This is a genomic window from Chamaesiphon minutus PCC 6605 (assembly GCF_000317145.1).
Classification (GTDB): domain Bacteria; phylum Cyanobacteriota; class Cyanobacteriia; order Cyanobacteriales; family Chamaesiphonaceae; genus Chamaesiphon; species Chamaesiphon minutus.
In genome coordinates, this window is sequence record NC_019697.1 from 346,776 (window position 1) to 361,294 (window position 14,519).

The window sequence follows — 14,519 nt, forward strand, 5'->3', positions numbered from 1 at the left end:
GGTCGCTAAACTATCCTTGAATCTGGATATCTTGCCTTTTAGACAGGCGTTGTTTTAATATTGTAACGAATAGTTAAGTTTTATTAACCAAAGCTGACAAACATTAATTTATCCCTTCACAGGTAATAATACTATGTCAATCTCACTCAAGTCTGCGCAATCGATTTTTTCTAACACGTTAATTGCTGATGCAGTGCCTGCCGTCACCGCAGCGTTCGAGCAACTCAGCGTTGAAGATCAATTAGCCTTACTTTGGTACGCTTACACTGAGATGGGAGTTACAATTACTCCAGCAGCCACTGGTTCGGCAAGTATGGCACTCGCACAACCACTACTCAACGATATTAAAGCGATGCAGCCTACGGCGCAGACTCAAGTCATGACTGACTTGGCAATGCACACCGACACGCCAATTTGTCGGACTTTTACATCATTCCGGATGAATACCAAACTGGGATTTTGGTACGAACTGGGACAAATGATGAAACAGGGTTTGGTAGCACCGATTCCAGTAGGTTATCAGCCTTCTGCCGAAGCAACTGCTTTACTCGAAACCATTAAGGAACTCGATGCAGGCCAACAAATCACTGTACTGCGCAATACCGTAGTTAACATGGGTTACGATCCCGCACGCGGTCAAGACTATGACAAACGCGAAGCACCCTTAGTTACTCCTCGTGCTTTTGCAGATCGCTCGCGCGCAGCGATCGAAGGTGTAGATAACTATACAGTCCTGAGCTACATCGACAACATGAATGCCTTTGACTTCATGGCAGCATCGGGTTTATTTGCAGAAGAAGGCGCGCTGCAACCTCCATTCCAAGCTCCAGTTGTCGGTCAAGCGGCGATTCTCACTTACATGCGTGAAGAATGCGTAGGCTTGAAGATGTTACCAGAACGCGGTGTCGTCGAACCGATCGATGATGGTTACACTCAAATCAAAGTTACAGGTAAAGTTCAAACCCCTTGGTTTGGTGCCAGTGTCGGTATGAACATTGCTTGGCGGTTCTTGCTCGATCCTCAAGGTAAAATCTTCTTCGTCGCGATCGATCTTCTCGCTTCGCCTAAAGAATTACTCAACCTTCGTCGCGCTTAAGTTTTAGCTTCAACCGATTAATTAATTGCTATTCGATCGGGGTACCTATTTATTAGGTATCCTTTTTTTGTGGCTCGATCGTGTCGGTTCTGTTTTATTTTGGGGGTTAGAGTTATGACTGCTGAGGAGTTGTTGGATCGTTATGCCGCTGGGAAACGCGGTTTTAGTGGCATTAATATTCGGGAAGCGCACCTGGAAGGAGCTGTCTTGACTGGAATTAACCTTAGTCGAGCCAATCTGCAAGTTGCTAATTTGAAAAATGCCATTTTAGATAGTGCTAATCTCCGTGGTGCCGATCTTACTGGCATTGAATTGAGTGGATGTTATTTGGATGATACTATCATGCCAAACGGAGATATCATCAGTGAATAAAGTAGTAGAGAAACGTAGGGTGGGCAGTGCCCACCGAACATTTAAAGCCATTTCAAAAAGAATTCAATCTGTTTTTATCGATCTCAATCTCTTCACTAATCGTTCGCAAAGCATACCGTAGGTAATCGACATTAAACACATCAAACATTTGTCTTTTCAATCAAAATTTGTGTTGGTGGGCACTGCCCACCCTACGCTCTATTAGATTAGATGTTAATCAATAGAACAATCTCTTCGCTAATCGATCGAGATAAATATTGCCTTCAAGAAAACATCTTCACTGCCAACAATAACTCGCAAAAGAGCGATCGAATACACTCATCCACCTATCTACCCTCTTGCGCTACCATAAGGTGTGCCTACCTTTGAGCAATTTTTATGGCAAGAGTGCCAACTCTGAGCTACGATCGCGGAACATTGTTACTCCATCCACCACCGAAGGGTAGAGGCTGGATGGAGTATGCAACTTGGGACGATCGCGTCGAGAAATTTCGGATTCCAGGAATTAATTATCGCCAAGTCATCGAAGCACTCCAGCACGACAATACCGACTTTATCGACAAAGCCAAAGCTTTTGCCTCGCTCGAACTAGACTCGCAACTCAACCTCGAACCCTATCCCCATCAAGCAGCGGCTCTAATGGCGTGGAAACAGGCCGGTAGACAGGGTGTTATCGTTTTACCTACCGGAGCGGGTAAAACTCTAGTCGCGCAGCTTGCAATCGCTGCTACCCCCCGCAGCACGTTGATTCTGGTACCGACGATCGATTTGATGCATCAATGGTACGCGCAGTTGTTGACGGCTTTTCCGGGAACTGAGATTGGCTTACTCGGCGGCGGTTCGCGCGATCGATCGCCGATTTTGATTTCGACTTACGATAGTGCGGCGATTCAGATCGAATCGTTGGGCGATTTATATGGGTTATTAATCTGTGATGAATGTCATCATTTACCGACTGAATTTTATCGAGTAGTGGCAGAATATTCGATCGCGCCATATCGATTGGGATTGAGTGCGACTCCCGAACGTAGTGACGGCAAACATCAAGATCTAGAGCTGTTATTGGGCAAAGAAGTCTATCGTCAAACTGCGGCAGATCTGGCAGGTTCGGCTTTATCTCCCTATCGAGTCGAACAGATTGAAGTGAAATTAAGCGATGAAGAACTCAGCCGCTATCACGAACTAATTGCCGAACGCGATCGTTTTTTGCGAAGTCAAAAAATCTCGTTTGGTAGTATCGATGGTTGGCAGAAATTTATCCGCGCTAGTTGTCGATCGACAGAAGGTAGACGGGCGATGTTAGCCCATCGAGAAGCTAAAGAAATCACTTTATCGACTAACGGTAAATTACGAATTCTAGCAGAAATTCTCGATCGCCATTATCCCGAATCCACGCTGATTTTTACCAGCGATAATGCGACTGTATACCGTATCGCTCAAAGTTTATTAATTCCCGCAATCACCCACCATACCCCAGTCAAAGAACGCCATCAAATTCTTACCCACTTTCGCGAGGGTACTTATAATGTCTTGGTAGCATCTCAAGTCTTAAATGAAGGTGTGGATGTCCCAGCAGCAAGTATTGCTGTTATTTTATCTGGTACCGCTTCGCCTCGCGAATATATCCAAAGATTGGGACGAATTCTGCGTAAGGGCAAAGCCGATAAACAAGCCATATTATATGAGTTAATTAGTAAAGGAACGAGTGAAGAACGCGTCTCTGCTCGCCGACGGGGTGATATGTCTGAAGACGATCGCTCGGAATCTGCTAAAGTAATTCAGTTACCAATTCGGTATGGTGAAAGTGTAGATCGATCTCTTAAAGTTGCCGAAGCAGATTCAGAATCTAAATCGCCCGATCGAGATGGTGATTTGAGATATTAGATAACCTAAGTTATTACTTTTACTCTAGCGGTTTCAATCGTTGGCATTCTAGTGGGTAGCAACTTGAGTTAGATATTGCTCGATGACTGCTAAAATTGAGAGGTGTAAAGTAAATAATGTCAACGCCTACCGATACTCAATTGAGAGGGTTGTATCGTCTCAGCTATTGGCTAACATATATCATGATTCAGCCGATATATCTCGTCTGTATTGACGATCGAACAAATAACTTATATATTTTGGCTGGCGAAAACGAAAACTTAGAATTTCAGATTACACCAAATGGAGGCGTATTCTAATGAGTCAAATTAATTATGCCCAGATGTCAGATGGAGAATTAAGACAGTACTTTCTTAGACATCGAGATGATAAGAAAGCCTTGAGAGCTTATCTCGATCGAATTGGAGATCGTCAGCACGATCTAATTACAACTGTAGATGACCCAGATTTTGAGGCTAAAATTCAAGCAGCAGTTAATAAAAAAATTGAGCCATGAATGGAAATGTTGAATAAAAAATAAAACTAATTTAACATTGCTATATTTAAAAAGATGAGTTTACGGTAAAGTGGTAAATATCTAAATTAGTTTCTCGATTATGACTAAAAAAATTATTCAAACCGATCTCGCACCCGCACCAGTAGGGCCATATAATCAAGCGATCGTGGCAACGGGTAAAATGTTATTTGTATCGGGACAAGTCGCGCTCGATCCAGCGACCAATCAACTAGTTTATGATGGTGATGTGGCTAGACAAACAGAGCAAGTGATGGCCAATTTAGGCGCAATATTAAAAGAAGCTGGAGCGACATTTGAGGATGTAGTTAAGACTGGCGTTTTTCTCAAAGACATGAATGATTTCGCTACAATGAATGGAGTCTATAGCCGTTATTTCGATGAAGCCACCGCTCCGGCTCGTGCTTGCGTGGAAGTCGCGCGATTGCCAAAAGACGTATTAGTCGAGATCGATTGTATTGCCGTAATTAGCTAATCGTCGGCGGCTCGGTTAGACTCCCAAATTCTACCTCAATAGTAGTTTTATTTATGACCGAGACTACTAGTCGCTTGATGCCTAAATATTCGCTAGTCGTGCCAATTTATAACGAAGAAAGTACGATTCCCGCGCTATATCAGCGGGTGAGTGCTGTAATGGATCGATTGGACGGTAATTCAGAATTAATTTTGGTCGATGATGGTAGTCGCGATCGCACATTAGACTTGTTAAGAGAATTACACGATCGCGACAGTCGAGTGATATATCTTAGACTAGCACGAAATTTTGGCCATCAAATTGCTGTGACAGCTGGCTTAAATTACGTTCGAGGCGAAGCAATTATCGTGTTCGATGCCGACTTACAAGATCCGCCAGAATTAATTCCCGATCTGCTGGCATTGTGGCAACAAGGCTATCACGTCGTCTATGCCCAACGCACCAAAAGAGTGCGGGAAGGCTGGTTTAAGCGGCTCTGTGCCTACCTTTTTTATCGCATCCTCCAACAACTTGCTAATGTCGATATTCCCGCCGATACAGGCGATTTTTGCTTGATGGATCGTCAGGTAGTGGATTTGCTAAATCAAATGCCCGAACGCAATCGATATATCCGAGGATTGCGATCGTGGGTAGGATTCAATCAAATTGCCTTTAAATTCGAGCGCGATTTACGATTTGCTGGTAATGTCAAATATACGTTTGCCAAAAGTTTCGGGTTGGCAATTAATGGTTTAGTTTCATTTTCGACTGTGCCATTAAGATTGTCTACTTATTTAGGTCTATTTTCCGCAGTACTCGCGATCGTGATGGCAATTCTCGTTCTCTATTGGCGACTATTTATTCCCCATTCAACTCTAACGGGTTTCGCCACGATCGCGATCGCCATTTTCTTTTTAGGTGCGGTGCAACTAATTAGTATCGGTATTTTAGGCGAATACATCGGACGCATTTATGAAGAAGTAAAGCATCGTCCGTTATATACGATCGCCGAGGTGGGGCGAAAAATAGAGGGTAGGGGATAGGGGATAGTCGATGGTTATCAATATTGGCGTTGCTAAAACCAGCGATGTTTAATCTTCGCCCATAACGATGCGCCATTCGTGTAATTCGTAGGTTACACAATGATTTTGCACCAGCGGATCGGCGGCGACAATTTTTTTGGCTTCTACTAGTGAGTCCGCCTGAAATAGCATCATGCCACCACCACGTTCGCCCCAGTATCCCGTTTTTGCCTGATGTCCGCGATCGATCAATCCCTGTACGTAAGCTTTGTGAGCGGGAACGTATCGATCGAATTCCGGCTTGGGAACTACTCCCGTTTCAATTTTGACAAACCAAGGCATAGAGGGGTGGAGGGGTGGATGAGGGACGGGAGAGGGGAGAGGGGGAGAGGAGGAGAGGGGAAGCAATGAACCTAGAGAACGCAGTTCCTAATCTCTAAAGCCTAAAGCCTAAAGCCTAAAGCCTAAAGCCTACCCCCTACTCCCCAACTCCGACAGCGGGAGAAAGATGGTTAAGACTTCGCCTTGTTGGAGATGTTGGCGCACGATTAGTTTACCACCGAGGAGTTGAAATAGATTCTTGGTGACATTCATATTTAGGCTGAGATTGCCTGTTTCGGGTTGAAACGTCAGCAATCTGCCGATCGAGTGGCGGCGATCGGTTTTGGTAGCGGTGGGGGTGTCGTCGTCTTCGGAGCGGGATTGGAGCTGGAGTTTGAGCTTATCGCCGACGGGGGTAACTTCGACTTGAATGCGACTACCAGAAGGGAGATTGCGAGTGAAATTTTCTACTAAGCCAGTGAGGACTCGATCGAGAATCGTCGGGTTGCTGACGACGGTAGGGAGTTTGTGGGGGATATCTACGGCGAGATTCAGGTTACGGCGTTCGGCTTGTTGTTGCCAATGGGGCAAATTTTGTTCGAGTAGTTCGCCGATTGACATTGTAGTTAGATCGATTGCCTGGGATGGCTGATTGGTGGCGAGTTCTACCGCACTAAAAATTAGCTCCATCCGATCGATCTGTTCCGTACATTCCCGATCGATCGCGCTGAGGCGTTTGAGGACGCGCGGGGACAAATCCGGTTGACGCAGTAGCAATCGCGTCATGGTACGGATGGTAGTTAGCGGGGTACGGATTTCGTGAGTTAGTGCTTGGATCAGTTCGACGTCGGCGGCGACTTTGGTCGGCACTTCGGCTGTAGGCTGAGTGGGGGCTAGCTGGGCCACAGGCTGGTGTTCGAGTAGAGATTGACTAAATGCTACCACCCACCGATAATCAGGCTCGATCGGGCTAAATTGCGCGGCTAATTCGTCTAAATACGAGAGGTGCTGGGGTGCTGTAAGCATGATTCTTCCCCGCAGCGATTTCCACGCCAAATCTAAATCGTCAGGATCGAAGGAAAATTGACAGTGCGGATTGCCATCTTCTTCGCCTAAGACGACGACTAAACTAAATTGCTCGGTGAGCACCAGACAAAACCGTTCGTCAGCCAGGGGATCTGTCGGGAGGATCTCGATCGGAAAATGATGGGATCGATTCGGCAGAGCCGACGCTACGCGAACGAGATGGCGATCTCCCATCTTCGCCTTACAGGGTAATAACTGGCGGCTGGAATTGGGTGTGGTAAAAGTAATCGTTTGCAACTGCGACACGAGCGTCGGATGACTAAATAAGGGCAATGGCGCGGCAATTAATAAGCCTTCAATTACCGTCTCTTCAGTCAGTTCCGCTCCACCAATCGGCGTGGGTAGAGATTTGAGCAACAACGTCTCTACAGAGGCGATCGCGCTGTGCCATTGGCTGTTTGCTTTGAGTTCTAATTCCTGCCGATCTGAGGCTGGCTGCGGATCGGGAGGGCTAAATTCAGGTACCAGCAGATCGATTCCCGTCGGCTCTGCTTTGGCTAATACTTCACTCAATGTTGGGAGCAACCACTTTCTGACCACGATATACCCGACTGCTAGACTGATATTCCAAAGGTTAACGGATCTAACATACCCGATCGTAGGTGTAAAACCGAACTTCAGTTATGCTAATATCCGTCAGCACGGGAGCGATGCGAAATTAATAACCATTTGCGGCTAAAAAATCAGGAGTAATTATTTCGCGTTCCCTGAATGCAGAACGGGGCGACATCGTTAACTTTTCGACATATTTACCTAAAATATCTGCCTCTAAATTTACCCACTCATTTAGTTGAAGTTGCGACAAATTTGTCTGGGCGTATGTATGTGGAATTACGGCAACTGTAAACCAATTTCCACCGCGATCGCACTCAGCAATTGTCAGGCTCACGCCATTGACAGCAATGCTTCCTTTAGAAACCAGATAGCGACTTAGATAATCCGACCATTGTGCAGTCAGCGACTCAGGTGCGGCAAATCGCATTTCCCAGGAAGTTGCGGTACTCTTGCTAGAGACAAGCCTGCCGATTCCGTCAATATGTCCGGTGACAAAATGACCGCCAATTTTGCCACCAACTCGGAGCGATGTTTCTAAATTCGCATAGTTAGATGTGCGATCTTTTTGACCGATCGTTGTACGATCTATAGTCTCTGGAGAAACAGTTACGATAAATCCTTGTGGTAAAATTTCTTCGACTGTCAAACACGCGCCATCTACAGCTACACTATCACCAATAGTTAGATCGGTTAAAATGAGTGCGGCATCTTTAGATCTGCACAAAACCTCCAACCGATCGTCAGTCAAAAGGCGTAAATTTCCCAGCGATTGGACTAGTCCTGTAAACATCTATTTTCAGTCAAAGTACTATTCGCGATTCAACGTTTGGTAGGTCATCCTGGAGACATGTCGGCACTAAGTGCCAATACTCAAGCCCATCCGACTAATTACCTCAACTTCTATTTTAAACTTTAATGTTCTTTAATACACTTGCATCTAAAAAATAACTACCAGCAACTATCCCGAACTCGATCGCAGAATCTGGTATCACCTTATACCTCATGTCTGAAAAGTTTCTACTGAAACGATCGAATTAAATGTAGCCTTCCTTACAAAGCTGCCATATCTTATAATTTCCAACTTTAACGTTCGTCACCATCCAGATTCGGTATATAAACTAGCGGAAACCATCGCGATCGCTCTGAAAGTTGCTGGTATTGCCTCAAACGCCCGGTCTGCGGATTTTCACCTTTAAAGTGCTCACCCACCTGTATCTGTCAAAATAATTACTAAAGGAACCCACCATGATTGAAATGAAAGTTGCTGGTATCGCTCTGGACGCCGTTTCCCGCAGTCCGATCATTTTACTCAAAGATGCTTCAGACCGTCGTGCATTACCAATATATATCAGTCAAGAGCAGGCCAAGGCGATCGTCAATGCGCTAGAAAAGCAAACACCACCTAGACCATTTACACACGATCTGATGGTTAACATCTTTGAAAGTTGCGATATCAAGGTAGAACGGATTGCGATCAATTCCTTACAGGACAACACTTTCTACGCATCAATCGCGATTAATACCAACGGTCAAATTCGCGAAATCGACGCTCGTCCCAGCGATGCGATCGCGATCGCCATTCGCACTAAAGCACCGATTTGGGTAATCGAAGAAGTCATCGCCGATGCTTCGATTCCGGTAGATCGCGATGCTGACGAGCAAGAGCGTCAAGCTTTCCGCAGCTTTGTTTCCAATCTTCGCCCAGACGATCTGATTCGCAAAGGTGGTTACGCTTCTTAGGATTTAGGCTTTAGGCTTTAGGTTAGATGGTAGGTTGGGTAGCGGATGCGCGTTTCTCGTTCCGAGAAAACCCAACATTAACAATCCAAGCTGAGTATGAGGAGTGCGAAATGTTAGATTTAACGCACTCCAAACTGGGCTGTAATCTAAACTAGTGCGGGGACAGGAATACTCAGATGAGGATAGAGCGGGAAGCCTTCGCACAAAGTAGCGATTCGACGAATGCAATCGTTGGCTACTTTATCATCTTCAGGGTTTAAGAGTCGATCGGCGATAATATTAGCAATTTCGACAAATTCGGTCGTACTCATGCCGCGTGTGGTCATGGCAGGAGAACCGAGACGCAAGCCGCTAGTGACGAATGGAGATTCTGGATCGAAAGGTACGGTATTTTTGTTGGCTGTAATATTGACATCGCTGACCAATAAATCTGCCTGTTTGCCAGTCATGCCGATCGATCGGAGATCGACGAGCATCAGGTGGTTGTCAGTCCCACCAGAAACGATTTTAAAGCCCCGTTGTTGCAGTTGACTAGACAATGCTTGCGCATTGGCAATAACGTTGCCGCAATAGGTCTTAAAGGCTGGCTGGAGAGCTTCTCCGAAGGCTACAGCCTTTCCGGCAATTACGTGTTCGAGCGGGCCGCCTTGGCTGCCTGGGAACACAGATTTATCGAGTTTTTTACCTAGCTCGGCATCGCGAGTCATAATCAAACCACCACGAGGGCCTCTGAGGGTTTTGTGGGTAGTTGTAGTGACGACATCACAATAGGGTAGCGGGTTAGGATGGTAGCCAGTGGCAACCAATCCAGCAATATGCGCGATGTCTGCCATCAGGTACGCACCTACTTCGTCGGCAATCTCGCGGAATTTAGCAAAGTCGATAATCCGAGGATAGGCAGAATAACCGCAGATCAACAATTTAGGACGATATTTTTTCGCCTGCTCCCGAATCATGTCGTAGTCTAATTGCTCGGTTTCGGGACTGACGCCATAGTGCTGGACTTCAAACCACTTGCCCGAAAAGTTCACGGGCGAACCGTGGGTAAGGTGTCCGCCGTGGGATAAATCCATTCCCATGATTTTGTCCCCAGGGTTGAGGAGCGTCAGGAAGACAGCAAAATTTGCTTGTGCGCCAGAGTGAGGCTGAACATTCGCCGCCGCCGCACCGAATAACTGCTTGATGCGATCGATCGCAATTTGCTCGATCTCATCGACAAATTCACAGCCGCCATAGTAACGCTTGCTCGGCAAGCCTTCAGCATATTTATTCGTCAGTACCGAACCCTGTGCCGCTAGTACCGCAGGGGAAGTGAAATTTTCACTGGCAATCAATTCGAGATGACTCCGTTGACGACCTAACTCGGAACCAATTAAGCTCGCGATCGCTGGATCTGTCTCTAGTAAAAATTCTAAGTTAGTTTTTGCCATGGTCTAGTCTTTGAAGAAATTAGGTTAAGGAGTACTGAATCGATTTTAGGTTCTATGTGGATATCTATCATAACTAATGGAGCCTACTTCTCCCAATTTGGTGACGGGGAGACTGGGAGACAAGGAGACTGGGGGACTGAGAGAATTGTTTTTTACCCATTACCCATTACCCCTATTCCCTAACCCCTAAAGCCTAATCCCTAAAGCCTAAAGCCTAAAGCCTAATCCCTAAAGCCTAATCCCTAGATTGTTTCGATCGATACGGTAATTACGATCGCTAGTAGTGACAATTGAAGTAGGCTTGATAAAATTGAATGTATCAACTATTATCTGTAGCCAATCCAATTTTCGATACGATAACTCCATTCTCGGTAGGAGCACAGATTTGGGGCTTCCTTAGTTTTTAACTTTGAACGGTCGTTCTGGCTTAGATCGATCGCGATATTGTGGATCTCTCCCATCGTAGATAACCAATTAAGCTCGATTCCACCAGTACAACTTTCAACTTTCAACTTTCAACTCAATCGTCCGTACCCAATCCAAAATTGAGGGTGGTGTATGTTAGTAGTGATCCTAAACGATCGAATAGTCGCTCCAGAGAGAGTCTGTCAAGCTTGTCTACTGGCCGATCGCGACGGCCAACCACGCTGGCGACAAGGTAAACTGTCCTGCGGTAGAATCATCCGCGATCTCAATTGTTGCAGCGAACCACAAGCTAATGCTTATGAGTGTCAGATGGGGTTTAAGTTGATGGATCTGGAGTGAAAAAAGTGGAGCGTGGAGCGTGAGGATCGAGGCTTTTCATGACATCGTTCGATCTCTCAACTCAATTTGCCATCGGCAAATGTAGCCACTATCCACTATTCACTATCCACTATTCACTAATTAAACTGTTGACTCAAAGCCACCGGATTATGAACGGTAATTTTTTTCTTTTGAATGGAGATAACCTGATTGTCTTCATTGCGTAAGTCACCGAGGAGGCGGGTGACGGTGACGCGAGTCGAACCGATGGCTTCGGCGATCGCTTGGTGTGATAACTTAAGATCGATCGTGATGCCATTGCCATTGGGGACGCCAAAATCCCTACACAAAATCAGTAAGAAACTAGCCAGCCGCGATCCCATATCTCGATGTGCTAAAGTTTCGATCATCATTTCGGTTTGGAGAATGCGGGAAGATAAACCCTTGAGGACGATCGAAGATAGTTCGGGATTTTCCTTAAGAGCTTTCTCAAAGTGGTCGATCGACAGAGACAATAGCTCCACTGGGGTAAATGCCACCGCATGATAAAATCTGTCGGACTTATTCCCCGTAATCAAAGATAGGACTCCAAAGACGCTATTTTCGCGCAGTAAAGCCACGGTAATCTCTTCCCCTGCTTCGTAAACGCGAGACAGTTTTACCGCACCTTTGGTGAGAAAATAGACGCGTTCGGCAGGATCGCCAGGGAAAAAGATAGTTTTATTGCGATCGAATGTTTCTAATACAGGGGGGAAAGCTCCTCCAGCCAATTGCTGAAAGATACTAGCTAGTGGTTTATCTTGCATCGCGATCGTCATTTTATCTGCACTCACTTGGAATATTTGGACTTCCGATTCAAACTTGAGAAGGGCGCGAACCTCGATCGCTGGAGATCTAGAATTTCAGAGCTGTTAACATTCAAACTAATGGCGATTGTGACTCAAGTTCAGGCTACCGTAGTTATCTAACAACGATCTGGAATCTCAGCATCTGCGATCGCTCTTGGATCGGTTATCGATCGATAGTCGGTTTTTGCATCTAACTCTTTTAGCCCCCAGTTAGAGGTATTACACAACACTTAATCTGACTTGACCGGAGTTTTTTGTATCACAGACTACCGAGTATTAGGAGCGATTGTCGATTGGGAAGTTCGCAATATCGCTCAAACAATTATATATCAAGGACCGCAAGCAATTAGTATCTACTGAGTCAACCGCACTGAGTCGATGTAAAAAACATGGCTAACTGGTAAGTGCTAACGGCTAACTGATATCATGAGCCGTGCGAGTTAAGATGGAATGAAATTATCGTGCTAAATTTAAGCGGCAAAAATGCCTTAGTAACTGGAATTGCCAATAGTCGCTCTATTGCCTGGGGAATCGCGCAACAACTCCATGCGGCTGGAGCGAATATCGGCATTACCTATCTACCTGACGAAAAAGGCAAGATGGAGCGCAAAGTGGAAGAATTAGTCGCTCCCCTCAACCCGAGTATTTATCTCCCGCTCAATGTTCAAGATGACGCTCAAATCGATCGTACCTTTGCCGAGGTTGGCGAAAAGTGGGGACGAGTGGATATTCTGATTCACTGTCTGGCTTTTGCCAATAAAGAGGATCTATCTGGAGATTTTAGCAAAACTTCTCGTGCGGGTTTCGCTCAGGCACTGGATATCAGTACCTACTCTCTCAATCGCCTTGCGGGTGCGGCTAAACCATTGATGACACAGGGTGGCAGTATTATCACTCTCACTTATCTGGGTGGGGTCAAGGTAATTCCAAATTATAACGTAATGGGAATTGCTAAAGCTGGTTTGGAAATGAGCGTGCGCTACCTGGCTGCCGAATTTGGCTCTCAAAATGTCCGCGTCAATGGTATTTCTGCAGGGCCGATTCGGACATTGGCTTCTTCGGCTGTCGGTGGTATTTTGGATATGATTCACCACGTTGAAGAGGTGGCTCCATTACGTCGGACTGTTACCCAAACCGAAGTTGGTAATACCGCAGCCTTCCTAGCTAGCGATCTAGCCAGTGGAATTACCGGACAAATTATCTATGTAGATGCGGGTTACGAGACGGTGGGAATGTAGAGGGTAGAGGGTAGTGGATTTTGGATTGCGGATTGATATATTCCCCCCCATCCTACGGTGGTACAGTCCACCCATCTACCCATCCACCCCTACTGTGCTTTCAACTTACTGACTTTCAACTTAAATGCGCCGCTGCTGGTTTCGCCGAATCCTTGAACGCGGATGACATAATTGCCAGTATCTTTGATTCTAGTAAATAGCAGCGAATTACTAGTACCATCGGGGCCATCGTCATTTTTGCCGATCGTTTTTCCTTCGGAATTTAGCAGTGTTACAACAGCATCAAAAGTTTCCGAAGTCAGATCGATGGCGATTTGGTCCCCAGCTTTTAATTGAATTGAATAATCTCTGGCAAAGCCACCATCTCCGGTAGGAATATCGCGGTCGGAAAGTGTATCGTTAACTTCGCCACTAACAGGTATAGAAATTGGTGCATAGACAAATCTAGTATTTTTGGTCGCAGGTGTTTCAACGATAGTAGTACGGGGAACTGCGCTAGCATTAACACAAAAAATACCCTGAGCTAGGATTGCAGTAAGGAGTGACAAATAATAGCAATTATTAGTTAGGCTTGACATGATTAAATGGTGTGCGGGCGATCGAGGTAGTTTTGCCGAACGATTCGACTGAAAGATCGATAAATAATAGGGGTAAGTCCCTCATTTTTTAGGTATATTGTCGTTAAAGCGTGGTTTAAAACCAAATATAGCCACCTCGGTATTAATCATCAATTAATGAGAGCTAGCTCTTGGCGATCGATCGATAAAATTATGAATTAACAAGCATAAAATACCAACATTAATCGAGATATCTGCCCAATTAAAGATCGCAAAATTAATTATTCTCAGGTCGATAAAGTCTACCACCGAACCTCCAAAAAATAGTCGATCGATCCCATTGCCGACTGCTCCAGCTAAAATCAGTCCGTAGCCTAGCTGCTCCCAAATAGTATGAAAAGTTTTAAAGATACCCAGCGAGACTAAAAAGATACTCACCAATAATGACAACCATCCCAACCATGGTTGTCCTTCAAGCATACTAAATGCCGCCCCATGGTTGCGAATATAAGTAAAATGAAAAATATTGGGAATCAGCGGAATTGATGTGCGCTCGACTTGGAGAGTAGTGACGATCGCTCTTTTACTAAGAATATCGATCCCAATATTCACAATCGCCGCAATCCAAAAATAATAATTTCTAAGTTTCATGTCATAA

The 14,519-nt window shown here is 45.4% G+C and carries 17 protein-coding genes; 10 read left to right on the forward strand and 7 right to left on the reverse strand.

The features are described from left to right. The first annotated feature begins 133 nt into the window (after positions 1-133). The 7 genes from CHA6605_RS01620 (at position 134) to CHA6605_RS01650 (ending at position 5,363) form a co-directional block, all read left to right on the forward strand. Positions 134-1,096, forward strand: a complete 963-nt coding sequence (locus CHA6605_RS01620; protein ID WP_015157811.1) for an orange carotenoid protein N-terminal domain-containing protein — start codon at positions 134-136, stop codon at positions 1,094-1,096. Between the two features lie 114 nt (positions 1,097-1,210). Continuing rightward, positions 1,211-1,468 (forward strand): pentapeptide repeat-containing protein, encoded by a 258-nt coding sequence (locus CHA6605_RS01625; protein WP_015157812.1) that lies wholly within the window; start codon positions 1,211-1,213, stop codon positions 1,466-1,468. A 378-nt stretch (positions 1,469-1,846) separates the two neighbouring features. Next, a complete protein-coding gene (locus tag CHA6605_RS01630) occupies positions 1,847-3,352 on the forward strand; it encodes a DEAD/DEAH box helicase (protein ID WP_015157813.1) in 1,506 nt (501 codons plus the stop codon). A gap of 116 nt (positions 3,353-3,468) precedes the next feature. Further along, on the forward strand, positions 3,469-3,651 hold the full coding sequence (locus CHA6605_RS01635) for a DUF6888 family protein (protein WP_015157814.1): 183 nt from the start codon (positions 3,469-3,471) through the stop codon (positions 3,649-3,651). Then, positions 3,651-3,848 (forward strand): DUF6887 family protein, encoded by a 198-nt coding sequence (locus tag CHA6605_RS01640; RefSeq protein ID WP_015157815.1) that lies wholly within the window; start codon positions 3,651-3,653, stop codon positions 3,846-3,848. The genes CHA6605_RS01635 and CHA6605_RS01640 overlap by 1 nt, the downstream gene beginning before the upstream one ends. 100 nt (positions 3,849-3,948) lie before the next feature. Then, positions 3,949-4,341 carry a RidA family protein gene (locus CHA6605_RS01645; protein WP_015157816.1) on the forward strand — a complete coding sequence of 131 codons (393 nt, stop codon included), beginning with the start codon at positions 3,949-3,951 and terminating at the stop codon, positions 4,339-4,341. Positions 4,342-4,418: 77 nt separating this feature from the next. Then, complete coding sequence (locus tag CHA6605_RS01650) at positions 4,419-5,363, forward strand: glycosyltransferase family 2 protein (RefSeq protein ID WP_041548596.1); 945 nt, start codon at positions 4,419-4,421, stop codon at positions 5,361-5,363. 48 nt (positions 5,364-5,411) lie between these two features. Here CHA6605_RS01650 and CHA6605_RS01655 read toward each other — a convergent pair whose 3' ends face one another. From CHA6605_RS01655 to CHA6605_RS01665, 3 genes are all read right to left on the reverse strand, one after another. Beyond that, entirely contained in the window at positions 5,412-5,684 is a 273-nt protein-coding gene (locus CHA6605_RS01655) for a YciI family protein (protein ID WP_015157818.1), read from the reverse strand. A 129-nt stretch (positions 5,685-5,813) separates the two neighbouring features. Beyond that, positions 5,814-7,289 (reverse strand): sensor histidine kinase, encoded by a 1,476-nt coding sequence (locus CHA6605_RS01660; RefSeq protein ID WP_015157819.1) that lies wholly within the window; start codon positions 7,287-7,289, stop codon positions 5,814-5,816. 118 nt (positions 7,290-7,407) lie between these two features. Further along, entirely contained in the window at positions 7,408-8,094 is a 687-nt protein-coding gene (locus CHA6605_RS01665) for a riboflavin synthase (protein WP_015157820.1), read from the reverse strand. Between the two features lie 455 nt (positions 8,095-8,549). Here CHA6605_RS01665 and CHA6605_RS01670 point away from each other — a divergent pair, with 455 nt between their 5' ends. Further along, positions 8,550-9,044 carry a bifunctional nuclease family protein gene (locus CHA6605_RS01670; protein ID WP_015157821.1) on the forward strand — a complete coding sequence of 165 codons (495 nt, stop codon included), beginning with the start codon at positions 8,550-8,552 and terminating at the stop codon, positions 9,042-9,044. 146 nt (positions 9,045-9,190) lie between these two features. Here the strand turns inward: CHA6605_RS01670 and glyA are convergent, their stop codons facing one another. Then, a complete protein-coding gene (gene glyA, locus CHA6605_RS01675) occupies positions 9,191-10,474 on the reverse strand; it encodes a serine hydroxymethyltransferase (protein ID WP_015157822.1) in 1,284 nt (427 codons plus the stop codon). 558 nt (positions 10,475-11,032) lie between these two features. On the opposite strand from glyA, the gene CHA6605_RS01685 reads away from it, so the two are divergent. Continuing rightward, a complete protein-coding gene (locus CHA6605_RS01685; protein ID WP_015157823.1) occupies positions 11,033-11,239 on the forward strand; it encodes a hypothetical protein in 207 nt (68 codons plus the stop codon). 116 nt (positions 11,240-11,355) lie between these two features. On the opposite strand, the gene ntcA is transcribed toward CHA6605_RS01685, so the two are convergent. Continuing rightward, positions 11,356-12,036, reverse strand: a complete 681-nt coding sequence (ntcA, locus tag CHA6605_RS01690; RefSeq protein ID WP_015157824.1) for a global nitrogen regulator NtcA — start codon at positions 12,034-12,036, stop codon at positions 11,356-11,358. Positions 12,037-12,527: 491 nt separating this feature from the next. On the opposite strand from ntcA, the gene fabI reads away from it, so the two are divergent. Then, on the forward strand, positions 12,528-13,304 hold the full coding sequence (gene fabI, locus CHA6605_RS01695; protein ID WP_015157825.1) for an enoyl-ACP reductase FabI: 777 nt from the start codon (positions 12,528-12,530) through the stop codon (positions 13,302-13,304). A gap of 89 nt (positions 13,305-13,393) precedes the next feature. Here fabI and CHA6605_RS01700 read toward each other — a convergent pair whose 3' ends face one another. Further along, positions 13,394-13,882 carry a PPC domain-containing protein gene (locus CHA6605_RS01700; protein ID WP_015157826.1) on the reverse strand — a complete coding sequence of 163 codons (489 nt, stop codon included), beginning with the start codon at positions 13,880-13,882 and terminating at the stop codon, positions 13,394-13,396. Between the two features lie 153 nt (positions 13,883-14,035). Then, positions 14,036-14,512 carry a signal peptidase II gene (gene lspA, locus CHA6605_RS01705; protein WP_015157827.1) on the reverse strand — a complete coding sequence of 159 codons (477 nt, stop codon included), beginning with the start codon at positions 14,510-14,512 and terminating at the stop codon, positions 14,036-14,038. Positions 14,513-14,519: the final 7 nt, after the last annotated feature.

Excerpts from the sequence above, each read along its gene's own strand:
- CHA6605_RS01620 (WP_015157811.1), top strand. The coding sequence starts at position 134 with ATGTCAATCTCACTCAAGTCTGCGCAATCGATTTTTTCTAACACGTTA.
- CHA6605_RS01625 (WP_015157812.1), top strand. The coding sequence starts at position 1,211 with ATGACTGCTGAGGAGTTGTTGGATCGTTATGCCGCTGGGAAACGCGGT.
- CHA6605_RS01630 (WP_015157813.1), top strand. The coding sequence starts at position 1,847 with ATGGCAAGAGTGCCAACTCTGAGCTACGATCGCGGAACATTGTTACTC.
- CHA6605_RS01635 (WP_015157814.1), top strand. The coding sequence starts at position 3,469 with ATGTCAACGCCTACCGATACTCAATTGAGAGGGTTGTATCGTCTCAGC.
- CHA6605_RS01640 (WP_015157815.1), top strand. The coding sequence starts at position 3,651 with ATGAGTCAAATTAATTATGCCCAGATGTCAGATGGAGAATTAAGACAG.
- CHA6605_RS01645 (WP_015157816.1), top strand. The coding sequence starts at position 3,949 with ATGACTAAAAAAATTATTCAAACCGATCTCGCACCCGCACCAGTAGGG.
- CHA6605_RS01650 (WP_041548596.1), top strand. The coding sequence starts at position 4,419 with ATGCCTAAATATTCGCTAGTCGTGCCAATTTATAACGAAGAAAGTACG.
- CHA6605_RS01655 (WP_015157818.1), bottom strand. The coding sequence starts at position 5,684 with ATGCCTTGGTTTGTCAAAATTGAAACGGGAGTAGTTCCCAAGCCGGAA.
- CHA6605_RS01665 (WP_015157820.1), bottom strand. The coding sequence starts at position 8,094 with ATGTTTACAGGACTAGTCCAATCGCTGGGAAATTTACGCCTTTTGACT.
- CHA6605_RS01670 (WP_015157821.1), top strand. The coding sequence starts at position 8,550 with ATGATTGAAATGAAAGTTGCTGGTATCGCTCTGGACGCCGTTTCCCGC.
- glyA (WP_015157822.1), bottom strand. The coding sequence starts at position 10,474 with ATGGCAAAAACTAACTTAGAATTTTTACTAGAGACAGATCCAGCGATC.
- CHA6605_RS01685 (WP_015157823.1), top strand. The coding sequence starts at position 11,033 with ATGTTAGTAGTGATCCTAAACGATCGAATAGTCGCTCCAGAGAGAGTC.
- ntcA (WP_015157824.1), bottom strand. The coding sequence starts at position 12,036 with ATGACGATCGCGATGCAAGATAAACCACTAGCTAGTATCTTTCAGCAA.
- CHA6605_RS01700 (WP_015157826.1), bottom strand. The coding sequence starts at position 13,882 with ATGTCAAGCCTAACTAATAATTGCTATTATTTGTCACTCCTTACTGCA.
- lspA (WP_015157827.1), bottom strand. The coding sequence starts at position 14,512 with ATGAAACTTAGAAATTATTATTTTTGGATTGCGGCGATTGTGAATATT.